Annotated in this window: 21 protein-coding genes; 10 read left to right on the top strand and 11 right to left on the bottom strand. The window is 62.5% G+C overall.

Going from position 1 to position 21498, the window contains the following annotated elements; all coding sequences use genetic code 11:
- Positions 1 to 4: 4 nt before the first annotated feature.
- The 5 genes from ACODTD_RS18195 to ACODTD_RS18175 form a co-directional block, all read right to left on the bottom strand.
- Positions 5 to 787: a transporter substrate-binding domain-containing protein gene (locus ACODTD_RS18195; protein WP_011332769.1), complete on the bottom strand. Its 783-nt coding sequence runs from the start codon at positions 785 to 787 to the stop codon at positions 5 to 7.
- A gap of 333 nt (positions 788 to 1120) precedes the next feature.
- The gene (locus tag ACODTD_RS18190; RefSeq protein ID WP_011332770.1) at positions 1121 to 2809 is read right to left on the bottom strand and encodes an ATP-dependent DNA ligase; all 1689 of its coding nucleotides are present in this window, start codon (positions 2807 to 2809) and stop codon (positions 1121 to 1123) included.
- Positions 2806 to 3840: a ligase-associated DNA damage response exonuclease gene (locus tag ACODTD_RS18185; protein WP_489105075.1), complete on the bottom strand. Its 1035-nt coding sequence runs from the start codon at positions 3838 to 3840 to the stop codon at positions 2806 to 2808. Before ACODTD_RS18185 ends, ACODTD_RS18190 begins: the two co-directional genes overlap by 4 nt.
- A 208-nt stretch (positions 3841 to 4048) precedes the next feature.
- Positions 4049 to 6499: a penicillin acylase family protein gene (locus tag ACODTD_RS18180; RefSeq protein ID WP_489105074.1), complete on the bottom strand. Its 2451-nt coding sequence runs from the start codon at positions 6497 to 6499 to the stop codon at positions 4049 to 4051.
- A 143-nt stretch (positions 6500 to 6642) separates the two neighbouring features.
- Positions 6643 to 7287, bottom strand: a complete 645-nt coding sequence (locus tag ACODTD_RS18175) for a glutathione binding-like protein (RefSeq protein ID WP_201816822.1) — start codon at positions 7285 to 7287, stop codon at positions 6643 to 6645.
- Positions 7288 to 7434: 147 nt separating this feature from the next.
- Here ACODTD_RS18175 and ACODTD_RS18170 point away from each other — a divergent pair, with 147 nt between their 5' ends.
- Entirely contained in the window at positions 7435 to 7992 is a 558-nt protein-coding gene (locus tag ACODTD_RS18170) for a cysteine hydrolase family protein (protein WP_489105078.1), read from the top strand.
- Between the two features lie 147 nt (positions 7993 to 8139).
- Here the strand turns inward: ACODTD_RS18170 and ACODTD_RS18165 are convergent, their stop codons facing one another.
- The 4 genes from ACODTD_RS18165 to ACODTD_RS18150 are packed head-to-tail and all read right to left on the bottom strand — an operon-like array spanning position 8140 to position 9844.
- A complete protein-coding gene (locus ACODTD_RS18165; protein ID WP_003198420.1) occupies positions 8140 to 8343 on the bottom strand; it encodes an SEC-C metal-binding domain-containing protein in 204 nt (67 codons plus the stop codon).
- 5 nt (positions 8344 to 8348) lie between these two features.
- Positions 8349 to 8834: an LEA/WHy family protein gene (locus ACODTD_RS18160; protein ID WP_489105073.1), complete on the bottom strand. Its 486-nt coding sequence runs from the start codon at positions 8832 to 8834 to the stop codon at positions 8349 to 8351.
- 31 nt (positions 8835 to 8865) lie between these two features.
- Positions 8866 to 9342 carry a YchJ family protein gene (locus tag ACODTD_RS18155; protein ID WP_011332777.1) on the bottom strand — a complete coding sequence of 159 codons (477 nt, stop codon included), beginning with the start codon at positions 9340 to 9342 and terminating at the stop codon, positions 8866 to 8868.
- 4 nt (positions 9343 to 9346) lie between these two features.
- Complete coding sequence (locus ACODTD_RS18150; RefSeq protein WP_011332778.1) at positions 9347 to 9844, bottom strand: DUF6231 family protein; 498 nt, start codon at positions 9842 to 9844, stop codon at positions 9347 to 9349.
- A 199-nt stretch (positions 9845 to 10043) separates the two neighbouring features.
- Between ACODTD_RS18150 and ACODTD_RS18145 the strand changes: the two genes are divergently transcribed.
- The 4 genes from ACODTD_RS18145 to ACODTD_RS18130 all read left to right on the top strand — a co-directional run bounded on the left by ACODTD_RS18145 (position 10044) and on the right by ACODTD_RS18130 (position 12743).
- Positions 10044 to 10739: a PA1041 family peptidoglycan-binding anchor lipoprotein gene (locus ACODTD_RS18145; RefSeq protein ID WP_011332779.1), complete on the top strand. Its 696-nt coding sequence runs from the start codon at positions 10044 to 10046 to the stop codon at positions 10737 to 10739.
- A gap of 89 nt (positions 10740 to 10828) precedes the next feature.
- Positions 10829 to 11551 (top strand): PA1041 family peptidoglycan-binding anchor lipoprotein, encoded by a 723-nt coding sequence (locus ACODTD_RS18140; protein WP_007952001.1) that lies wholly within the window; start codon positions 10829 to 10831, stop codon positions 11549 to 11551.
- A gap of 162 nt (positions 11552 to 11713) precedes the next feature.
- The gene (locus ACODTD_RS18135; RefSeq protein ID WP_011332780.1) at positions 11714 to 11992 is read left to right on the top strand and encodes a DUF1145 domain-containing protein; all 279 of its coding nucleotides are present in this window, start codon (positions 11714 to 11716) and stop codon (positions 11990 to 11992) included.
- The gene (locus ACODTD_RS18130; protein ID WP_285356705.1) at positions 11985 to 12743 is read left to right on the top strand and encodes a collagen-like protein; all 759 of its coding nucleotides are present in this window, start codon (positions 11985 to 11987) and stop codon (positions 12741 to 12743) included. Before ACODTD_RS18135 ends, ACODTD_RS18130 begins: the two co-directional genes overlap by 8 nt.
- Positions 12744 to 12788: 45 nt before the next feature.
- Here the strand turns inward: ACODTD_RS18130 and ACODTD_RS18125 are convergent, their stop codons facing one another.
- The gene (locus tag ACODTD_RS18125) at positions 12789 to 13253 is read right to left on the bottom strand and encodes a CopD family protein (RefSeq protein WP_011332782.1); all 465 of its coding nucleotides are present in this window, start codon (positions 13251 to 13253) and stop codon (positions 12789 to 12791) included.
- Positions 13254 to 13352: 99 nt separating this feature from the next.
- Here ACODTD_RS18125 and dinG point away from each other — a divergent pair, with 99 nt between their 5' ends.
- From dinG to pdxH, 5 genes are all read left to right on the top strand, one after another.
- The gene (dinG, locus tag ACODTD_RS18120) at positions 13353 to 15497 is read left to right on the top strand and encodes an ATP-dependent DNA helicase DinG (RefSeq protein WP_221615141.1); all 2145 of its coding nucleotides are present in this window, start codon (positions 13353 to 13355) and stop codon (positions 15495 to 15497) included.
- Between the two features lie 95 nt (positions 15498 to 15592).
- Positions 15593 to 18073 (top strand): beta-galactosidase, encoded by a 2481-nt coding sequence (locus ACODTD_RS18115; protein WP_011332784.1) that lies wholly within the window; start codon positions 15593 to 15595, stop codon positions 18071 to 18073.
- 106 nt (positions 18074 to 18179) lie between these two features.
- Positions 18180 to 19325: an EstA family serine hydrolase gene (locus tag ACODTD_RS18110; protein WP_011332785.1), complete on the top strand. Its 1146-nt coding sequence runs from the start codon at positions 18180 to 18182 to the stop codon at positions 19323 to 19325.
- A gap of 113 nt (positions 19326 to 19438) precedes the next feature.
- Complete coding sequence (locus ACODTD_RS18105) at positions 19439 to 20533, top strand: OmpA family protein (RefSeq protein ID WP_011332786.1); 1095 nt, start codon at positions 19439 to 19441, stop codon at positions 20531 to 20533.
- 24 nt (positions 20534 to 20557) lie between these two features.
- A complete protein-coding gene (pdxH, locus tag ACODTD_RS18100) occupies positions 20558 to 21205 on the top strand; it encodes a pyridoxamine 5'-phosphate oxidase (RefSeq protein ID WP_011332787.1) in 648 nt (215 codons plus the stop codon).
- 5 nt (positions 21206 to 21210) lie between these two features.
- Here pdxH and ACODTD_RS18095 read toward each other — a convergent pair whose 3' ends face one another.
- Positions 21211 to 21447 carry a hypothetical protein gene (locus ACODTD_RS18095; RefSeq protein WP_007959143.1) on the bottom strand — a complete coding sequence of 79 codons (237 nt, stop codon included), beginning with the start codon at positions 21445 to 21447 and terminating at the stop codon, positions 21211 to 21213.
- Positions 21448 to 21498: the final 51 nt, after the last annotated feature.

Below are 21498 nucleotides of genomic sequence, written 5' to 3'. Positions count from 1 at the left end.
GGCATTATTTGCCGCTGTACAGATTCAGATCGCCAAAGTGTTTCTTTTGAATCTCGGCGTATTTGCCGTCATCGTGTAACGCTTTGATACCTTTATCCAAAAGCGCTTTCAGCTCGGTGTTACCTTTCTTAATACCGACAGCGGTCTTGGCTGGCAGCAAGTGGTTGTCGACCGGCTTGCTGACTTCATAATCAGCGCCTTGCGGCGACTTCAGAAAGCCCAGTTCGGCCTGCAACATGTCCTGAATGCCCGCATCGAGACGGCCCGAGGTCAGGTCGGAATACACCTGGTCCTGATTCTGATAGGCCTGGGTTTTCACGCCGGCTTTGTCCAGCACGGCTTTGGCATAGGCTTCCTGGATGGTGCCTTGCTCGTAGCCGACGGTTTTGCCTTTCAGGGAAGCGACGTCGTCGGTGATGCCCGAACCTTTTTTCGACACGTAGGCCGTCGGGCCGGAGAACAGCTCGCTGGAGAAGTCGATGACTTTTTCACGGGCTTCGGTAACGGTCATCGACGAGATCACACCGTCGAATTTATTGGCCTTGAGGCCCGGAATCATACCGTCGAAGTCACTTTCGACCCATTTGCACTTGACCTTCAGCTCGGCGCAGATCGCGTTGCCCAGATCGATGTCGAAGCCAACCAGGCTGCCGTCTGCCGCTTTCGACTCGAACGGTGCGTAGGAAGGGTCAACGCCAAACCGCAGTTCTTTGTATTCCTTGGCCAGCGCGGAGCCGGCGGCCATGCACAACGCCAGTGCAGAAAGGGTCAGCAATGCTTTTTTCATTATTCAATCCCTAAGAACCAATATGAGCGCTTGTGGCGCGGAATGATTGTTACTGGAGCGCTTACGACTTATAGAAAGTAGCAATTTCCGAACCAGAGTCCCGAACAAGTGTTTTAAAAGGTGCAGCAAGTGCATGCCGGGGCCGGTCAGTGCACGAAAACGGGCGCGCCGCAAAAGCTGCACCAGTATGGTTCAGAGGATCATTCCCACGCTCTGCGTGGGAATGCAGCCCGGGACGCTCCGCGTCCCAAAGCGGACGCAGAGCGTCCATTGAGGCATTCCCACGCGGAGCGTGGGAACGATCGGGGTGAGGGGGAGTATCGGGGGAAGGAGTCAGACCAACAGGTTTTGCAGGGTCGCCAGGCTGTCGGCCTCGTCCACGGTCTTGTCCTGGCGCCAGCGCAGCATGCGCGGGAAGCGCACGGCGATGCCGCTCTTGTGCCGACGGGAGAGGGCGATGCCTTCGAAACCCAGTTCGAACACAAGGCTCGGCTTCACGCTGCTGACCGGACCGAATTTTTCCACGGTGGTCTTGCGCACGATGCTGTCGACTTCGCGCATTTCCGCGTCGGTCAGCCCAGAATAGGCCTTGGCGAAGGGCACCAACGCCCGCGCACTGGCACCGGGCGGGCCGTCCCACACCGCAAAGGTGTAATCGCTGTAGAGGCTGGCGCGCCGGCCATGACCGCGCTGGGCGTAGATCAGCACCGCGTCGACGCTGAACGGGTCGACCTTCCATTTCCACCACACGCCCATGTCCTTGGTGCGACCGACGCCATACATCGCATCCCTGGCCTTGAGCATCATGCCTTCGACCCCCAGGCGTCTGGAGGCTTCGCGCTGGCGGGCGAGGTCGAACCAGTCATCACCCGTCAGAATCGGCGAAGGCAGCAGCACCGGGTTGTTGCAGCGGGCGATGACCTGCTCCAGTTGCTCACGACGTCTGGCCTGGGGCTGGTTGCGCCAGTCTTCGCCCTGCCATTCGAGCAGGTCATAGGCGAGTACCACCACCGGCGCGTCTTCAAGGATTTTCCGGTCCAGCGATTTACGGCCAATCCGTTGCTGCAACAGCGCGAAGGGTTGCACCGCCGGAGCTTCTGTCGACTGCGGATCGAAAGCATCTTCGGTGACCGGGCGCCGGTTTTTCCAGACCACGATTTCGCCGTCGATCACCGTGCCGTCGGGCAACCCGTGCACCAGTGTGTCGAGTTCGGGAAAGCGTTCGGTGACCAGTTCTTCGCCCCGGGACCAGACCCACAGTTTTCCGTCGCGCTTGACCACTTGCGCGCGAATGCCATCCCACTTCCATTCCACCTGCCAGTTACTGGCAGGCCCGAGCAGGGCTTCGAAGGTTTCCACCGGTTGCGCCAGCGCGTGGGCGAGGAAGAACGGGTAGGGCTGGCCGCCGCGCTGGGCGTGCTCGTCGCTGGATTCGGGGGCGATCAGTTTCAGGTAGCTGGCAGCGTTCGGCCGGTTGGACAGGTCGGTGTAACCCACCAGCCGTTGCGCCACTCGCTTGCTGTCGAGCCCGGCCATGGAAGCCAGAGCGCGGGTCACCAGCAGCTTGGATACGCCGACCCGGAAGCTGCCGGTGATCAACTTGATGCACAGCATCAGGCTCGGCCGATCCAGTTGCGCCCACAGTGCGGGCAACTGATGGGCGAGGTATTCCGGGGTTTCACCGCGCAGGGGCAGCAGTTTGTCTTCGATCCATTCGGCGAGGCCGGCCTCGGAGGTGTATGGATGTTCCGGCAACACCAGCGAGATGGTTTCCGCCAGGTCGCCGACCGCTTGATAGCTCTCCTCGAACAGCCATGGCGCCAACCCGGACATTTCGACCGCGAGATCGCGCAGGATCCGCACCGGCACCAGTTGCCGCGGCCGACCGCCGGACAAGAAGTACACCGCCCAAGCGGCATCCTGCGGTTGCGCCTGGGCGAAGTAGGTTTGCATGGCCGCCAGTTTGGCGTTGCTGGAGGTGGTGGCGTCGAGTTCGGCGTACAACCCGGCGAAGTCTTTCATGGTTGCACCTCGGCAACGGGGGGCGTGGCGGCAGGCAGCTCTTCCTCATCGTCACCGTATTCGGTGTTGAAACCCTGTGCGTCCAGACCCTGCTCGCGCAGATGGCGCACCAGCACGCCAATCGAGCCGTGGGTGACCATCACCCGCTCGGCGCCGGTCTGTTCGATAGCCCATAAAAGACCGGGCCAGTCGGCGTGATCCGAGAGCACGAAGCCGCGATCCACGCCGCGCCGCCGACGGGTGCCGCGCAGGCGCATCCAGCCGCTGGCGAAGCTGTCGCTGTAATCGCCGAAACGGCGCATCCAACTGCTGCCGCCGGCCGAGGGCGGGGCGATGACCAGCGCCTGGCGCATCATCGGGTCGTTCTTTTTCACCTCGCCGGCGTAGATCGTTGGCGGCAGGTAGACACCGGCCTCGCGGTACACACGGTTCAGCGGCTCCACCGCACCGTGGCTGAGGATCGGCCCGAGGGTTTCGTCGATGCCGTGGAGAATCCGCTGGGCCTTGCCGAACGAATAGCAGAACAGCACGCTGGCCTTGCCGGCCTCGATGTTGGCCTGCCACCACTGATTGATCTCGGCGAACACCTGCGCCTGCGGCTGCCAGCGGTAAATCGGCAGGCCGAAGGTCGATTCGGTGATGAAGGTGTGGCAGCGCACCGGTTCGAACGGCGCACAGGTGCCGTCGGGTTCGATCTTGTAGTCCCCGGATGCGACCCAGACTTCGCCGCCGTATTCCAGCCGCACCTGGGCCGAGCCGAGCACATGACCGGCGGGATGAAAACTCAAGGTGACGCCGTGGTGGGTCAGGCGCTGGCCGTAGTCGAGGGTTTGCAGGTTGATGTCCTGGCCCAGACGCGCGCGCAGAATCCCTTCACCGGCGCTGGCAGCCAGATAATGCTGGTTGCCGCCACGGGCATGGTCGCCGTGGGCATGAGTGATGACCGAGCGCTCGACGGGTCGCCACGGGTCAATATAGAAATCCCCGGCGGGGCAGTACAAACCTTCGGGGCGGGCGATAACAAGGTCCATGGCGTTACCGGAATGGAAGACTTGTTAGCTATGAGGTTGGCGCGAAGTCAGAAGTTCTATTGATTTTCTGAACTGTCGCATGATCGTTCCCACGCTCTGCGTGGGAATGCCTCAAGGGACGCTCTGCGTCCAGTGACGCGGAGCGTCACGGGCTGCATTCCCACGCGGACGGTTCGACGCCTCGACGTGGGAACGATCAGATGGGGATTTATTTGCCGGGGGTAAGCGTCAACCGCGTCTTGCCATACACCCGGTCAAAGTTCTGCGGCTGCATCGGCAAGCCGATGTACTGGCCCTTGAGCCACGGGTCGATGCCGTTCAGGTAGTTCGGGTTCACCGGATTCCCCGATTGCCCCGTCCCGTTCTGCCCCATCAGCGGTTCGCTCTGACCGAAGTCGACGATAAAGCGCATCGACGGCGCACGCGTGGTGTTGAAGTCCTGGCCCCAGGCAAATGCCGCCGTGTTCAGGGTGGTATGGTCACCGCCCGCCGCGATCGGACCGCGAACGCTCTGGCCGTTGGCATTCTTCCACTCGTAGCGGTGCAGTTTGCCCCACTGCCAGGCTCTGCGATCACCGCCCAACTGACTGTCGCCAGCGCTGATCGCTGCTGCCAGACTGCGAGCGAGGATCGCCGGTTTGTCTTCTTTTTGCGGGGTGCGGGCGTCGTCCCAGAACGGACTGTCTTCGCGGCCGAGCAAGTGATCGGCCTGGGCGGCGTAGGACAAGTCGCCATTGGCGATGAACGCTTTCCACGCCGGACTGTTTTGCGGGCCGAGTTCGTCGAGGAAGATCTGCTTCATGCTTTCCTGCAGGAACAGCTCGTAGATCGCCGCGTCGGCGGAGGTCGGGCTGAGCTTGCCGTCGAACGCCATCAGACGGGTGTAGGCCTCGCGGGCCTTGCTGCGCTCGGCTTCCGGCAGTGCGTCGATCGCCTGTTTCAGCGGCTGCGCCATGCCCGGTGCTTCAAACATTTTCTTCAGTTTGGCGGCGAAGGTGGTGGTCTGGTCGTACTGCATGGCAATCACGCTGCGACTGTCATGCTTGCCGCTGCCGGCCAGTTCGGCCAGGCGCTCGCCACGCTCCGGCGCTGCCCAGGAATTGGACAGTTGCATGCCGTAGCCGTGGGGAATGACCCGCTGGTTGGCGGTGCCGAGCCAGCCCTGGGCCGGGTCCTGATCGTAGGGGTGGAGCATCGGGTCGGCGTAACCGTCCCAGTCGTAGCGACCTTCCCAGCCCGGCGACGGCAGCAAACCTTCACCTTCACGGCGGTTCGGGAAGCGCCCGGTGACTTGCCAGCCAATGTTGCTGGCGTCGGCAAACACCAGATTCAGCGCGATGGCGCGGATTTCCCGGGTGGCGTCCGAGGCGCGTTCCACGTTCTGCGCGCGGCTCAGATCGAAAAACGCATCGAGTGATTTGTCGTCGGTGAAGCTCGGCGTCTGCAAGGCCAGGCCAAAACCTGTGCCCTGAGCGGCAGCCTGGGTGCTGTTGAGCAGCGCGCCATGGCGGGTTTCGTACACCGCTTCGCGAATCGGCCGCTGGCCTTTGACGAAGTAGGTTTCGTTGCGCACGGCGACCGGTTGCCATTTGCCGTTGACCTCGTAGGTCAGGCTGCTGCCCTGACGACGGATTTTTTCCAGGAACAGATCCTGGTTATCGCCGAGCACGCTGGTCAGGCTCCACGCCACTTTGCCGTTGAAACCGCCGAGCACCATCGGCAGACCGGCCACGGTCACGCCGGCGGCCTGGTATTTCGGAGCGCGGATCTGCACGAAACTCCACAGCGACGGCGCGGCCAGCGGGCCATGGCTGTCGCTGGCCAGCAGGCTCTTGCCGCTGCGGCTGCGTTGCGGGGCGATGGCCCAGTTGTTCGATGACTGAGTGCCCAGCAGGTTGAGGGCGGCCAGTTGTTCGCTGGCGTTGCTCAGTTCCGTCAGCCCCGGAATCTGCCCGTTGAGCTTGATGCCTTGCAGCTTGTCGGCTTCGGCCAGCGGCAGGTTTTCGTCGGGAGCGGACGGGGTCAGCCACGCCAGTTTGTCGTTGGTCACGGTCTGTGCCAGCACCAGCGAAGCGATTTCCTCCGGCAGGTTGGCCGACTGGCTGAAGTTCAGCAGGCAGAAGATCAGCGCCGAATCTTCCGGTTTCCAGTACTCAGGCTTGTAGCCGCTGGAAGCCAGATCCCCCGGCAATTTGTCGGCATAGCGGAACAGGTAGGCGTTGACGCCCCGGGCATAAACCTCAAAGAAGCGCTTGAGCCGTGGCGACGAGGCCTTGTACAGCTCGCCAGCGCTTTTCTTCAGGTTGACGGCGCGCATGTAACGGTCGGCGTCGAGCATCGACGAACCGGACATTTCCGCGAGACGACCCTGGGCCAGCAGGCGCAGGGTGACCATCTGATTGATCCGGTCGCTGGCGTGCACATAGCCGAGGGCGAACAACGCGTCGTGGAAACTGTTGCTTTCGATCAGCGGCATGCCCATGGCATTGCGGCGTACCGAAACGTTCTGCGCCAGGCCCTTGAGCGGCTGCACACCGGAGGTCGGCGGGAGGGTGTCCTGGGCGTTCCAGGTCTGACAACCGGTCAGGCTCAGAACACCGGCCACTGCTGCGGCAACGCCGAACCGGGGAAGAAAATGTGAAAGGGCTGGCGAGGCCATGGCAAAGCTCCTGCGGGGTGTAGAGGCTGGGGGCGCAATAAAGCCGCTACGTTAGTGAGCAGGAGGGGGCCGCGCAAGCGGGGCGAGCGGTTATTTCTTCCCGTTGATCGTTCCCGCGCACGGGAACGATCAGGCCGGGTGACTCAAGCCTTCGGCGGATTGATCTTCTGCACCAGCGCGTAGGCCTTCACGGTCGCCGGGCGATCCTTGATGTGGTTGAACCAGCGCTGCACGTTCGGGAAGTCTTCGAGGTTCTGGCTTTGCCACTTGTGGGAGACGATCCACGGGTAGATCGCCATGTCGGCGATGCTGTATTCGCTGCCGGCGACGAACTCATTGTTGGCCAGTTGCTTGTCCAGCACCCCGTACAAACGGGCGGTTTCATCGACGTAGCGCTTGATCGCGTAGGGGATTTTTTCCGGCGCGAACTGGCTGAAATGATGGTTCTGCCCGGCCATCGGTCCCAGCCCGCCCATTTGCCAGAACAGCCATTGCAGCGCCACTTGGCGGCCACGCAGATCCTTGGGCAGGAACTTGCCGGTCTTTTCCGCGAGGTACAGCAGGATCGCCCCGGACTCGAACAGCGACAACGGCTCGCCGCCATCGGCCGGCTCATGATCGACGATGGCCGGGATGCGGTTGTTCGGGGCGATTTTCAGAAAGTGCGGCTGGAACTGCTCGCCCTGGCTGATGTTGATCGGGTGCACGTCGTAGCGCAGGCCCGCTTCTTCGAGGAACAGGGAAATCTTGTGGCCGTTGGGCGTGGTCCAGTAATACAGGTCGATCATGGAAAGCTCCAAATCAGGAAAATGGCTTACGTGCGGACAGCAAACGCCGGCTTCAGGTTGTCCTGTGTGCGTTCGATAGCTTGCTTAGTCACAGGAGGTGATGCTCAAGTACGGGAAATTCAATGACCCCGCGTGAGAAAAATCGCCATGGAGCTCAAGGCCAACGCTGCACTGATCATCATCGACCAGCAAAAAGGCATTCTGCAGCCGCGTCTGGGGCGGCGGAATAATCCTTTGGCCGAAGAACGAATCCTCGACTTGCTGAACTTCTGGCGGCGCAGCGGTCGGCCGGTGATCCACGTGCAGCACTTGTCGCGCTCACCGGATTCGGTGTTCTGGCCCGAGCAAGAAGGGGTGGAGTTTCAGGAAAGGTTTCTGCCGCAGGACGGCGAGTGGCTGATCCAGAAGCAGGTGCCGGATGCGTTTTGTGCGACGGGGCTTGAGGCTAAGTTGCGTGAGGCGGGGATCGGGCAGTTGATCATTGTCGGCGTGGCGACGAACAACTCGGTGGAATCCACGGCGCGCACGGCGGGCAATCTGGGGTTTGACGCGTGGGTGGCGGAGGATGCGTGCTTTACCTTCGACAAGGCCGACTATTTCGGCGCGTTGCGTTCGGCTGAGGAGGTACATGCGATGTCGCTGGGGAACTTGCACGGGGAGTATGCGACGGTGGTCAGCAGTGCCGGGATTCTTGAGGCAGTCTGATACTGATCGGGGAGTGCGCCGGCCTCATCGCTGGCAAGCCAGCTCCCACATTCGACCGAGTTGCTCCTGATGGAGCGCGATCCCTTGTGGGAGCGAGCTTGCTCGCGATGGCGGTGTGTCAGGCGAAGTAGGTCTTCGCCCGAAACATCAAGCGCCGTGGCACTTCTTGAATTTCTTGCCGTTGCCGCAGGGGCAAGGGTCGTTGCGGCCAACGTCTTTCAGGGCGTTGCGCACCGGTTCCTGGTGGGCGTGGCCGCAGTTCGGGCCGTGGACATGGCCATGGTCGTGATCATGGTGATGGTCATGATCGTGGTTGCAGTCTGGGCCATGGACATGAGGTTGCTGGGTCATCGGGGTCACTCCGTAATCAAATCGGCGGGGATTATCACGCCATTGCGCACCAGGTGCACGTAGTGCGCGATGAATAAACCGGTTTCCATCTCGCCCTCCAGTCGGTAGGGAATCTGCTGGTTGGGGTTTTTCAGCATTTTCACCACCTCTTTCACCTTTGGCCACAGGTTGGTACGGATCGGCACCTTGTAAAACGCGCTGCTTTTGGGGTTCACCGTGATCCAGTGTTCGTGCTCGCCTTCGGCCAGCAGCATGTCGGCCAGGTGTATGCGGTATTCCAAGCCGCGCACGGTCAGGTCGCTGTCATTGGGGTTGTCGATGCGAAAGTGCAGGATGAATTTCTGTTCCAGCAACTTGGCGCGCACCACTTCGACTTTCACCAGGTGCACGGCGGGGTCGCGGGCGTCGTCGGTAAACCAGGACGCGCAGCCGCCGAGCCCCAGAAACATGAGCAGTGAGAAGACCTGGATTGTGCGCCAATGACCGAGCATGGTTTAACTCCCTTTGCTGCCCAGTCTAGCCTCAGCTGCCGAAATACCCCGCACAGCATTTCTTGAACTTCTGGCCGCTGGCGCACGGGCAGGCGTCGTTGCGGCCCAGCTTCAGTTGCACGGTCGGGTCGATGAAGTACCAGCGCCCGCTGTTCTGCACGAATGACGAGCGCTCGCGGTGGCTGTGTTCGCCCTGACCGTCATGCCAGCGCGCGGTGAAGGTGACGAACGCGTGCTCCGGCTGGCCGCCGAGCACTTCCGAGCTTTCCACGTCCAGACCGAGCCAGGTGCTCTGGGCGCTCCAGTTGCTGATCGACTGGCGATCCAGCCCCGCTTGCTGGGCGGGCAGGGTGGTGGCCACCAGATAATCGATCAGGCCCAGCACGTAGGCGCTGTAGCGCGAGCGCATCAGGGCTTCGGCGCACGGGGCCGGGTGGCCGGCGTGATAGTGACCGCAGCAGGCATCCAGCAGGTTGCCGCTGCCGCAAGGGCAAATGGCTGTACTCATTGCATTACCACCAGTATTTCCCGAAGTTTTCCGGATTGGCCCAGAACCGCGAGTTGAGCCAGTCGGGGACTTGTTTGTAGTCAAGCAGATCGTAGGTGAAGAGTGTCAGTACCTGCTCGTCACGGGCGAAGCGTTCGCTGGCTTGCAGGGCCAGAGAGTAAAAATCGGTTTCCTGCCAGCCGCTGGCCGGCAGATCCGCCAGCACGGCGATGCGGCTGGCGTTGAGGTTGCGGATCCCGCCCAACAGATTCAGGCCGTCGCGCTTGGGCAAATGTTCCAGGCAATCGACCACCAGCGCCAGGTCGAAACGCCGGGCCGCCAGTTCCGCCGGTAACGCACCGGGCGCGGCGTGCGCGACGCAGGTGTCCGGGTGCGCTTCCTTGAAGGCAGCCAGCGCCGGGAACTCGCTGGCGCCGATCAGCAGCAGACGTGCCGGGGCGTAGCGGTCGAGCAGGGCGGCCAATGCCTGCTGTGGCGTGCGGGAAGAAATGGCGACGTTCATCGAAGCTCCTCAATCTGAGCGCCAAGACTAGCCTGCCCGGACGCCAAGGCCTAGATCTCTGTCCTGCGGGTTTGCGGCAAATTCGTCGAAGTCCCGTGAACAGGCGCACAAACAGCAATGGCCTATTGCTGGCGGAGATTAAAACTCCGGTCTTTACTCCCTGAATCGGTTCTAAGCCGATCCCTCAGGAGAAAACTAGATGAGCATAGTTCGGACAGCATTACCCTTGGTTCTGCTAACCAGTGTGTTGACTGGTTGCGCAGGTTTGCAGAAAACCGACTGGCCGACCTGTGCGGCAGTCGGTGGTGTCGTCGGTGCGGGTCTCGGCGCGACCGAAAGCTCCGCATGGGCGGGGTATGGCGCGTTACTCGTCGGCGGTACGGCAGCAGCCTATTGCTGGGTTCACGGTGATGGCGACGAAGACGGCGATGGTGTGCCGGACAGTCGCGACAAGTGCCCGGGCACGCCTAAAGGCGTACAGGTCGATGCTGACGGCTGCCCTCCACCAGCCCCTGCACCAGTGGTCGAAGAAGCTGTAGTGGTCAAGGAAGAAACCATTGTCATCCGCGATGTTCACTTCCAGTTCGACAAGGCCACGTTGACCCCGGCCGACAAACTGGTCCTGGATAAGGTCGCTTCGCGCCTGAAACAGGAATCCAGCACGGCGCAACTGACCGTGACCGGCCACACCGACAGCGTCGGCAGCGATGCCTACAACCAGAAACTGTCGGATCGCCGTGCGCACTCGGTGGTCAAGTACCTCGTCGAAAGCGGCGTACCGCAAAGCAGCTTCGTTTCGGTGACCGGTGCCGGTGAAAGCCAGCCGGTGGCGGACAACAAAACTGCCGACGGTCGCGCGCTGAACCGTCGTACCGAAATCAAAATCAACCGCTAGCCCCCTCGCATCCGCGGCTTGTGCAGTCGCGGATGCGGGTCTTTACTCCTGTGTAACCGGTATGGGCCGGTGACACAGGAGCTTTAACGATGAGTGTTCTTACAAGGTCCGTCTTGCCGGTTCTGCTGCTGGGCAGTCTGTTGACCGGTTGCGCCACCCACAGCGATGGCACCGCTCCCCTCAATCAACGTACCTGGCCGATCTGCAGCCTTATTGGCGGGCTGGTCGGCGGCGGTCTCGGCGCGCTCGAAAGTGGCGGCTGGGCCGGCGGTGGCGCTGCGCTGGGGATCCTCACCGGCGGATTGATCTGTTATGCCCAGGATGGCGATGAAGACGACGACGGCGTGTTCGATCGCCGCGACCGTTGCCCCGATACCCCGGCCAACACCCCGGTCGACCACCGTGGCTGTCCGCTGCCGCAATATCCGGTCACCGAGAAACCTGCCGAACCGGCCCCGCAAACCGAAGTCATCACCCTCAACGATGCCGGCAACGTGCTGTTCGACTTCGACAAGTCCGATCTGAAACCGGCCGCGAAAAGCCAGCTGGACACGCTGATGGACAAACTGCGCAATGCCGACGTGGTGAGCATCAAGGTCATCGGTCACACCGACAGCAAGGGTTCGGACGCCTACAACCAGGCACTTTCGGAGCGCCGCGCCAGCAGTGTGGCGGAGTATTTGCTGAGTCAGGGGCTGGCGCCGAACAAACTCACCAGTGAAGGGCGTGGCGAGAGCGAACCGGTCGCCGATAACAACACGGACGAGGGGCGTGCACAAAACCGTCGGGTGGAACTGCACATCAATCGTTAGGATGCGTCTGTAGTCCGCAGGCTAGAGCTGTCGGTCGATGATCCTTGTCGAACCGGCAGCCATCCGGCGGTGGATCGGTTTTTTTCATTTTTCCCTCTGGCTTATCCCCTGCAGAAGCCGTTACTGTGCGCCCAAAGAATAATTCGCAACACGGGGGAGCGTATGAAGGTGTTCTGTGGGCTGGGGCGATTGTTGACCCTGCTGTTCTGCTGCGTGGTGCTGGCCAATCAGCTGGTGCCGTTTGTTCATCCGCTGCACCTGCTGGTCAATCTGGCCGGCGCTCTGCTGCTGGCGATCCACGTGCTCGAAGTGCTGCTGTGCAACCGCAGCCTCAAGGGCCGTCCGCGCCCTTGGCGTGATCGTGGCCGTATCCTGTTGTTTGGCGTATTCCACCTGCAAACCATCCCGGCCCCGGCCGCTCCGGAGGCTTCCCATGCGTAAACTCTGCCTGCTCGCTGCATTCATCAGTCCATTGGCCTGCGCCCAGGTGGTCAGCGTCGAAACCAATTCCCTGATGCGTCTGCCCAACACCGCCAGCACTTTGCAGCTGGAGAAACTGGTGGTCGCCGATTACGGCACTTTGCTGATTCCTTCGAACGTGACCGAGCTGAGTGTCGGCGAATTGCAACTGGGCCATGAGGCGCGCATTGCCATTGTGCCAAGCGAACAGGCGCTGGATATGAAAGTCATCCGCGCTCAATTTGCCGAGGGCAGCCAGATCACCGCCCGTGGCGCCCCGGGCACCTACGAAAAAGCCGCCCGCGCCGGGCGCAATCTGAACCTGCAATTCAAGGCGTTGAATGCGCCGAAACTGGTGGTCGATGCCCGTGGCGGCACCGGTGCACCGGGCTTTGTCGGGCTCGATGGCGCCAATGGTCAGGAGCCGGGTTGCACCTGGGGTCAGGCGGGACACGGTTTTGATGGCAGCAACGGCAGCGATGGTCAGCCGGGTGCACCGGGCGCACTGGTGCGTCTTGAAGTGCCGCGCGAATTTCCGGCCGAGCTGATCAAGGTCGAAGTTGCCGGCGGTGCCGGTGGCCCGGCCGGTCCTGGCGGCAAACCGGGGGCGGGTGGCAAGTCCAAGGGCTGCCTGGTCTATCGCGCCGATGGCGGCAAGAGCGGCAAACCGGGGGCTGACGGGCAGCCGGGGCCTGCGGGTGCGGCGGGGTCTGTCACCGTACAGCGGTTGTAATCTGTCACCTGATCGCTCCCGCGCCGTGCGCGGGAGCGATCGCGATTAAATCATCGGCCGCGCGGCAGCCACCGCCACCAGCAGCATCCCGACCAGCAGATTGAACCCCACCACCTTGCGAATCCGCCCCAGCACCGCCGCACCCGCCGGCCAGTCCTTCGCCTGCACCGCCGTGCGCAGTTCCGGCAGCATCAAGGCCTGAATCCGGATGAACAACGCGGTCATCACCACATACAACCCCATCATCACCTGTACATAGCGCGGCGCGTTATCGAAAGCGATGTGTTGCAGGTGCAGCATGCCCACTCCGGTCACCGGTAGCAGAATCACCGCTCCCCACACCCAACGAAAAAAACCTTGAAACACTTCCACCCAGAGCGTCAGGCGCCCGGGGCCGTCCAGGGCCTTCATCGCCGCAGGGCGCAGCACCATCCAGGCGAAAAACATGCCGCCGACCCACACCAGCGCGGCCAGTACATGGATGGGGTAAATGAGGCTAAAAGGTGTCATTGGGGTACTCCGATCTGCGCAGGATTGATTCGCGGGGTATGATAGCCCCCCATCCGAACCACTGAAAATTTATCCAGCGTTTTTTGCGCCCGACATTCAATGATCAGCACTGAACTCAAAACCACGATCCAGGGCGCCTACTCGCGTTTTCTAGAGGCCAAGAGCCTCAAGCCGCGTTACGGCCAGCGCCTGATGATCGCTGAAGTCGCCAAGGTCCTCGGTGATATCGACACCGACGACGAAGGCCGGCGCAGTGGCGACCCCGCGATTGTCGCGGTGGAAGCCGGCACCGGTACCGGCAAGACCGTGGCCTACAGCCTGGCGGCGATCCCGACCGCCAAACTGGCCGGCAAACGCCTGGTGATCGCCACCGCCACCGTCGCCCTGCAAGAGCAGATCGTCTACAAGGATTTGCCCGACCTGATGCGCAACAGCGGGCTGAACTTCAGCTTCGCCCTGGCCAAGGGCCGTGGCCGCTACATGTGCCTGTCCAAGCTCGACATGCTGTTGCAGGAAGGCCATGCGCAGACCGCCACCGCGCAGCTGTTCGAAGAAGAAGGCTTCAAGATCGAGGTCGATGAGGCCAGCCAGAAGCTGTTCACCAGCATGATCGAGAAGCTCGCCGGCAATAAATGGGACGGCGACCGTGACAGTTGGCCCAACGCGCTGGAAGACGCCGACTGGGCGCGCCTGACCACCGATCACAGCCAGTGCACCAACCGTCATTGCCCGAATTTCGGCCAGTGCGCCTTCTATAAGGCCCGCGAAGGCATGGGCAAGGTCGACGTGATCGTCACCAACCACGACATGGTGCTGGCCGACCTGGCGCTGGGTGGCGGGGCCGTGTTGCCGGATCCGCGCGACACCATTTATGTGTTCGACGAAGGCCACCACCTGCCGGACAAGGCCATCGGCCACTTCGCTCATTACACGCGCCTGCGTTCCACTGCCGACTGGCTGGAAACCACCGCCAAGAACCTCACCAAACTGCTGGCCCAGCACCCGTTGCCGGGCGACCTCGGCAAGCTGATCGAGCAGGTGCCGGAGCTGGCGCGGGAGATCAAGACCCAGCAGCAGTTCATGTTTACCGCCTGCGAGCAGGTCGCCGATTTCAAGCCCGGCGAAGACGTCGAAGGCCGCGAGCGCCCGCGTCATCGCTTCATCGGCGGGGTGATTCCGGAACACATGCGCGAGATGGGCATCGAGCTGAAAAAAGGCTTCGCCCGCCTCAATGACCTGTTTACCCGCCTGACCGATCTGCTCAAGGAAGGCATGGACGGCGAGGTCAACATCGGTATCGCCAGCAATCAGGCCGAAGAATGGTATCCACTGTTCGGCAGCCTGTTGTCCCGTGCTTCCGGCAACTGGGAGCTGTGGACCGCGTTCACCGCCGAAGACCCCGAAGACAACCCGCCGATGGCCCGCTGGCTGACCCTGGCCGAAAGCGGTTCGCTGTTCGACATCGAGGTCAACGCCAGCCCGATCCTTGCCGCCGAAACCCTGCGCCGCAGCCTGTGGAACGTGGCCTATGGCTGTCTGGTGACCTCGGCGACCTTGACCGCACTCGGCACCTTCGACCGTTTCCGCATGCGTGCCGGTCTGCCGAAAAAAGCCGTCACCGCCGTGGTGCCGAGTCCGTTCCATCACGCCGATGCCGGTGTGTTGCGGGTGCCGGACCTGAAGGCCGATCCGCGCGACGCCGCCGCCCACACCGCCGCGATCATCCGTGATCTGCCGGAACTGGTCGAAGGCTCGCGCGGCAGTCTGGTGCTGTTCTCGTCGCGCAAACAGATGCAGGACGTGTTCGACGGCCTCGACCGCGACTGGCGCAAGCAAGTGTTCATTCAAGGCAACCTGTCGAAACAGGAAACCCTGAACAAGCACAAGGCGCGGGTCGATGGCGGCGATTCCAGCGTGCTGTTCGGCCTCGCCAGTTTTGCCGAAGGCGTGGACTTGCCGGGCGCCTACTGCGAGCACGTGGTGATCGCCAAGATCCCGTTCTCGGTGCCGGACGATCCGGTCGAAGCCGCACTGTCGGAATGGATCGAAGCCCGGGGCGGCAATCCGTTCATGGAAATCTCGGTGCCCGACGCCTCGCTGAAGCTGGTCCAGGCCTGCGGCCGTCTGCTGCGCACCGAAGAAGACCGCGGCACCATCACCTTGCTGGATCGGCGGCTGGTCACCCAGCGCTACGGCAAGGCGATCCTCAATGCGTTGCCTCCTTTCCGTCGTGAAATATCCTGAGACATCGGTGGGCAGTTTTGCCCGCCGCGCTGTCTATCTCTCTGTCACTGCTTTTCCATTGGCCCTTGCGGGTCGTTAGGGAGAATTCCGTTCTCATGATTCGTCGTTCGTTGCCTGCCGTTTTTGCCCTGGTTTTCGCTGCGCCTTTATTCGCGGCACCTGCCGGCCAGCAGACCCTGTTCAACTTTGTCCGCCCCGCCGATGTGGTGAAAGTGGCGACCGAAAACGCCGACCTGCCGCAAGCCAACGCCGAGCAGACCCCCGAAGGCGAAGTGCTGCGCCGGGTGACGTTCAACCCGACGGCCCGCCCGACCCTGCGTCTGTCCCCGCAGACTGGCGCCTGGGACTGGTCGCAGTCCGGCATGATGAGCCTGCGCATCCAGAGCGCGATGAACTGGGCCGTGACCGTCTACGTACAAATCCAGAGCAATGACGGCAAGACCTTGGTCAGCCGCGTTGACCTGCCGGCCGGCCCGGCGCAGACCTTGCTCGTGCCGTTGACCGCGACCTCGCCACTGAGCCAGGGCATGAAAGCCGGGCCGGCGATGCCGATGATGATCGACGGGCAGCGCATCCTGCTGGCGAGCAGCAGCGGTGAGCTGGATCGCAGCCAGGTGGTGTCGGTCAGCCTGTCGATGGATCAGCCGAAAGCCGCGCAAAGTCTGTTGCTCGAGCGCTTTGGCGTGCAGGACGAAGGCGAAGTGATCAAATCTGCCTACGGCAATCTGGTGGACGCCTATGGCCAGTCGACTCGCGGCAAGTGGCCGGAGAAAGTCGCCAATGACGAACAACTGAAATCCGCCGCCGCCAAAGAACAGCAACAACTGAGCACCTGGCTGGCCGAGCGCGAAAAGTCCTCGCTGGACAAGTTCGGTGGCTGGAGCAAAGGCCCGGCGTTCAAGGCCAGCGGTTTCTTCCGCACCGAGAAACGTGACGGCCGCTGGTATCTGGTGACGCCCGAGGGCCATCCGTTCTATTCCCTGGGCGTGAACACCGTCAGCCCGGAGGTCAACCAGACCTACGTGGCCGGCCGCGAATACATGTTCGAATCCCTGCCCAAACCGGAAGAGCCACTGGCCAGCCACTTCGGCGAAGGTGACAACCGTGGTGGCAACGGTGTCGATCAAGGCCGTGGCTACAACTTCGGGCGCTGGTACGACTTCTACGGCGCCAACCTTCAGCGCCTTTATGGCGAGCCATGCATCCCGGATAGCGGCAACAAGGCCGGTGTCGCCGAAGCCGCCAAGGCTGGCGCCGCCGAAGAGGCGGCAACCAACGCCAGTGCACCGGTAGCCGCCTCCGAACAGCCGAAAGCCGGGGTCGCCGAATCTGCAGCCACCAGCGGGCAAAGTGTCGCGACGCAGTGCAAAAACACGGTCGACGAGCAAAAGTGGGCCAGCCACACCCTTGATCGCCTTCAAGCCTGGGGCTTCAACACCATCGGTAACTGGAGCGCCCCCGCCCTCAGTGACGCCGAGCGCATGCCGTACACCTTGCCGCTGTCGATTGTCGGCGATTACACCAGCATCAGCACCGGTACCGACTGGTGGGGCGGCATGCCTGATCCGTTCGATCCGCGTTTTGCCATGGCCACCGAGCGCGCCGTAGCGATTGCCGCCCGCGATCATCGCGATGATCCGTGGCTGATCGGCTACTTCGCCGATAACGAGCTGGCCTGGGCGGGTCCCGGTGATGACCCGAAATCCCGTTACGCGCTGGCCTACGGCACCTTGAAAATGACCACTGACGTTCCGGCCAAGCGCGCGTTCCTCAAGCAGTTGCGCGACAAGTACCGCAATCAGGCGGGTCTGTCGAAAGCCTGGGGCATTGATCTGCCGGCGTGGGAGTTGATGGAAGACCCGGGTTTCGAGGCGCCGCTGCCGAATCCGGAGCATCCGGAAATCGAGGCCGACTTCAAATACTTCCAGAAGGTCTTCGCCGATACCTACTTCAAGACCATTTCCGACTCGCTGAAATGGCACGCGCCGAACCAGTTGCTGCTCGGCGGCCGTTTCGCCACCAGCACCCCGGAAGCCGTGGCGTCCTGCGCCCAGTATTGCGACGTGCTGAGCTTCAACATGTACACCCTGCAACCGCAGGACGGCTATGACTTCGCCGCGCTGCACAACCTCGACAAACCGGTGCTGATCACCGAATTCAACTTCGGCTCCACCGACCGTGGCCCGTTCTGGGGCGGCGTGACCCCGTTGAGCAAGGAAGAAGACCGCGGCCCGGCCTACGCCAACTTCCTCAAGCAGGCCCTGAGCGAACCGTCGATTGTCGGCGTGCACTGGTTCCAGTATCTGGACCAACCGGTGACCGGGCGCCTGCTCGATGGCGAGAACGGTCACTTTGGTCTGGTCGGGGTCACTGATCTGCCGTTTCAGGGCTTTGTCGAAACGGTGCGCAAAAGCAACCTGGCGACCGTCGATCAGTTGAGCAAAGAGGCGCAGAAAGCGGCTGCCGCAGCGGACAAGGCCGGCCACGAAACCGAAGGCGCCCGCAAGGCTGACGCCGTCAAAGGCCCGGGGCAGGGCGCAGGCCATACAGGCGGGCATTCCGGCAACGGCCACTGATCATTACAAAACCTGAAGACCGCCCGGCCCGCAGCGGTTCCCAAAACCCTCTCGGGCTGGAACAATGCGGGCCACTTTGTAGAGCGTTTTCGCGGGGGAGTTGCGGGTGCAGATTCAGGGCCATTACGAGCTTCAATTCGAAGCGGTGCGCGAAGCCTTCGCCGCACTGTTCGACGATCCCCAGGAACGCGGCGCCGCGTTGTGCATCCGGGTCGGCGGTGAAACCGTCCTCGACCTCTGGTCCGGTACCGCCGACAAGGACGGCGCCGAAGCCTGGCACAGCGACACCATCGCCAACCTGTTCTCCTGCACCAAGACTTTCACCGCCGTCACCGCGCTGCAACTGGTCGCCGAAGGCAAGTTGCAGCTCGATGCGCCGGTCGCCCGTTACTGGCCGGAATTCGCCGCTGCCGGCAAGGAGTCCGTCACCCTGCGCCAACTGCTTTGCCATCAGGCCGGCTTGCCGGCCCTGCGCGAATTGCTGGCGCCGGAAGCGCTGTATGACTGGCAAACCATGGTCGACGCCCTCGCGGCCGAAGCACCGTGGTGGACGCCGGGCACCGGTCACGGCTATGCCGCGATCACCTACGGTTGGCTGATCGGCGAATTGCTGCGGCGTGCCGACGGTCGCGGGCCGGGGGAGTCCATTGTGGCACGGGTCGCCAAACCGCTGGGGCTGGATTTCCATGTCGGTCTGGCCGACGAAGAATTCCACCGAGTGGCGCACATCGCTCGCGGCAAAGGCAACACCGGCGACGCCGCTGCCCAGCGCCTGCTGCAAGTAACCATGCGCGAGCCGACGGCCATGACCACCCGGGCCTTCACCAATCCGCCGTCGGTGCTCACCAGCACCAACAAACCGGAATGGCGACGCATGCAGCAACCGGCGGCCAACGGCCACGGCAATGCCCGCAGTCTGGCCGGGTTCTACGCCGGTCTGCTCGACGGCAGCCTGCTGGAAAGCGAAATGCTCGACGAACTGACCCGTGAACACAGCCTCGGCGAGGACAAGACCTTGCTGACCCGCACCCGTTTCGGTCTCGGTTGCATGCTCGATCAACCCGACGTGCCGAACGCCACTTACGGCCTCGGCCCGCGTGCATTCGGCCATCCGGGTGCTGGCGGTTCCATCGGTTTTGCTGATCCGGAGCACGATGTGGCCTTCGGATTTGTGACAAATACCCTGGGGCCGTACGTCTTGATGGATCCGCGCGCGCAGAAGCTGGCGCGGGTACTTGCCACTTGTCTGTAAAGCGTCGTCCGAGGTTCCAGGGCCGGAACCTCATGGCGATTTTCGTTTCAAAGCGTCTGTTTATCCGGGCGAAAGTCCTCTGATTGTTCACTAATTCTTTTTGTGGGTTTCCAATGTCGTCCAAACAAACTCTCGCCCTGGCCCTGTGTTTCGCAATCACCGGTTGTGCACAGACTCCGAAGAACGACGCCGATGGCGGTAGCTGGTGGCCGTTCGGTTCTTCCGACAAAGTTGCAGCCAAGGAGCCGGCTCCGGCTCCTGCCCCATTGAAACCGGCCGCCACCGCGCCGGTGGCCAAGGCTGAGAGCAGCAGTCCGTGGTACTGGCCGTTTGGCTCGGACGACTCGGCGGCAGCCAAGCCAGAAGTGAAAGCTGAAGCCAAGCCCGAAGCAAAACCGGTCGAAGTCGCCAAGGCCGAGGCCGACAAGGGTGGCAAATGGTGGTGGCCGTTTGGCGGCAAGGAGCAGGACACGGCCAAAGTCGTGCCGATGCCCGATCCGAAAGTGACCCAAGCGTGGCTGGATGACTACGAACCGCGCCTGCGCACCGCAATCAAGGACAGCAACCTGCAACTCGAACGCCGTGAAAACGTGCTGGTCGTGACCGCGCCGGTGGAAGGCTCGTTCAACCCGGATCGCCCGGCCATGCTGCTGCCAGTGACCCTCGGTCCGTTCACCCGTGTGGCGAAAATCCTCGAAGCCGACCCGAAAACCGCCGTACTGGTGCTCGGTCACAGTGACACCACCGGTGCTGCGCCGGCCAACGTCAAGTTGAGCCAGGAACGCGCCCAGGCTGTGGCGGCGATCTTCCGCCTGAGCGGTCTGCAACGTGATCGCCTGATGCTGCGCGGCATGGGTTCCGAAGCACCGCGTGCCGCCAACGACAGCGTTGAAGGCCGTGCCCTGAACCGCCGTGTAGAACTGTTGGTGACCCCGCAGAACACCATGGTCGCGCTGCTGAGCAAATACAACATGCCAGCACCGAAGCCAGTGACCATGGTCGCTGCCCAGGACGTCAAGCCTGCCGCCAAACCGGTGACCCCGGCGCCGGCGGCGAAGAAAGCCGCTGTACCGGCCACCAAAAAGGCCCCGGCCAAGAAAGCCGCCGCCAAGGCTCCAGCGAAAAAGGCCCCGGCGAAAAAGACTGCACCCGCCAAAGCTGCCGCAACCGACAAGAAAGTCGCTGCGACCGATACCACCAAAAAGTGATCCGCTAACGAAAAGGAATGCGCCGTGACCCAGTCTCTGGCAGATATGCGTCGTGATTACACCCGGGATGGCCTGACCGAGGCGCAAGCCCCGGCGGAGCCCTTTGCGTTGTTTCACCAGTGGTTTGCCGAAGCGGTCAAAACCGAGCAGGCGCCGGTGGAAGCCAACGCCATGACCCTGGCCACGGTGGATGCGGACGGCCGGCCGCATTGCCGCATTCTGCTGCTCAAGGGGCTGGACGAGCAGGGCTTCACCTTCTTCACCAACTACGAAAGTGCCAAGGGCCAGCATCTGGCGGCGAACCCGTTCGCCGCCATGACGTTCTTCTGGCCGACCCTTGAGCGCCAGGTGCGCATCGAAGGTCGGGTGGTGAAGGTCACACCCGAAGAGTCCGACGCTTATTATCAGGTGCGACCGCTGGGCAGCCGACTCGGCGCCTGGGCTTCACCGCAGAGTCGGGTGATCAACGGCCGGGGTGAGCTGGAAGATTTGCTCAAGGCGACCGAGCAACGCTTCACCGACACTCAGCCTCACTGCCCGGAACACTGGGGTGGCTACCGCCTGCTCCCCGAGCGCGTGGAATTCTGGCAGGGCCGCGCGAGCCGCCTGCACGATCGCCTCAACTACCGAGTGCAGGGCGCCGACTGGATTCTTGAACGTCTGGCACCTTGAGCAGTCTACCGAGCGGGATAGCCTGCCGCAGCGGCTTCGAGCCACTTCGGCAGGTCCCGGCGCTTGATCTTCTGCGCCTGAGCCTGCTTCAGCCGTTCGAGCATGAAGGCGCGTTTGCCTTCATCCTTGCCGGCCAGTGACAGGGCCAGGTCGCGATCCATCCAGCGTTTGATCCGCACATACAGCCACCAGTGGAAGTACAGACCGGCGGCGGTGGTGACGACAATGATGAAGTAATCCATGGAAATCCTTGGGTCGGCGGCGCAGGAAACGGATTTTGGCGCTACTGTTGG

It is taken from the genome of Pseudomonas sp. FG35 (assembly GCF_057809295.1).
Note: the sequence above shows the minus strand (reverse complement) of the source record. Positions and strands in the feature narration are given on the sequence as shown.

Bases quoted from the DNA above. Each gene is read 5' to 3' on its own strand.
- ACODTD_RS18195 (WP_011332769.1), bottom strand. From the start codon at position 787: ATGAAAAAAGCATTGCTGACCCTTTCTGCACTGGCGTTGTGCATGGCC.
- ACODTD_RS18190 (WP_011332770.1), bottom strand. From the start codon at position 2,809: ATGAAAGACTTCGCCGGGTTGTACGCCGAACTCGACGCCACCACCTCC.
- ACODTD_RS18185 (WP_489105075.1), bottom strand. From the start codon at position 3,840: ATGGACCTTGTTATCGCCCGCCCCGAAGGTTTGTACTGCCCCGCCGGG.
- ACODTD_RS18180 (WP_489105074.1), bottom strand. From the start codon at position 6,499: ATGGCCTCGCCAGCCCTTTCACATTTTCTTCCCCGGTTCGGCGTTGCC.
- ACODTD_RS18175 (WP_201816822.1), bottom strand. From the start codon at position 7,287: ATGATCGACCTGTATTACTGGACCACGCCCAACGGCCACAAGATTTCC.
- ACODTD_RS18170 (WP_489105078.1), top strand. From the start codon at position 7,435: ATGGAGCTCAAGGCCAACGCTGCACTGATCATCATCGACCAGCAAAAA.
- ACODTD_RS18165 (WP_003198420.1), bottom strand. From the start codon at position 8,343: ATGACCCAGCAACCTCATGTCCATGGCCCAGACTGCAACCACGATCAT.
- ACODTD_RS18160 (WP_489105073.1), bottom strand. From the start codon at position 8,834: ATGCTCGGTCATTGGCGCACAATCCAGGTCTTCTCACTGCTCATGTTT.
- ACODTD_RS18155 (WP_011332777.1), bottom strand. From the start codon at position 9,342: ATGAGTACAGCCATTTGCCCTTGCGGCAGCGGCAACCTGCTGGATGCC.
- ACODTD_RS18150 (WP_011332778.1), bottom strand. From the start codon at position 9,844: ATGAACGTCGCCATTTCTTCCCGCACGCCACAGCAGGCATTGGCCGCC.
- ACODTD_RS18145 (WP_011332779.1), top strand. From the start codon at position 10,044: ATGAGCATAGTTCGGACAGCATTACCCTTGGTTCTGCTAACCAGTGTG.
- ACODTD_RS18140 (WP_007952001.1), top strand. From the start codon at position 10,829: ATGAGTGTTCTTACAAGGTCCGTCTTGCCGGTTCTGCTGCTGGGCAGT.
- ACODTD_RS18135 (WP_011332780.1), top strand. From the start codon at position 11,714: ATGAAGGTGTTCTGTGGGCTGGGGCGATTGTTGACCCTGCTGTTCTGC.
- ACODTD_RS18130 (WP_285356705.1), top strand. From the start codon at position 11,985: ATGCGTAAACTCTGCCTGCTCGCTGCATTCATCAGTCCATTGGCCTGC.
- ACODTD_RS18125 (WP_011332782.1), bottom strand. From the start codon at position 13,253: ATGACACCTTTTAGCCTCATTTACCCCATCCATGTACTGGCCGCGCTG.
- dinG (WP_221615141.1), top strand. From the start codon at position 13,353: ATGATCAGCACTGAACTCAAAACCACGATCCAGGGCGCCTACTCGCGT.
- ACODTD_RS18115 (WP_011332784.1), top strand. From the start codon at position 15,593: ATGATTCGTCGTTCGTTGCCTGCCGTTTTTGCCCTGGTTTTCGCTGCG.
- ACODTD_RS18105 (WP_011332786.1), top strand. From the start codon at position 19,439: ATGTCGTCCAAACAAACTCTCGCCCTGGCCCTGTGTTTCGCAATCACC.
- ACODTD_RS18095 (WP_007959143.1), bottom strand. From the start codon at position 21,447: ATGGATTACTTCATCATTGTCGTCACCACCGCCGCCGGTCTGTACTTC.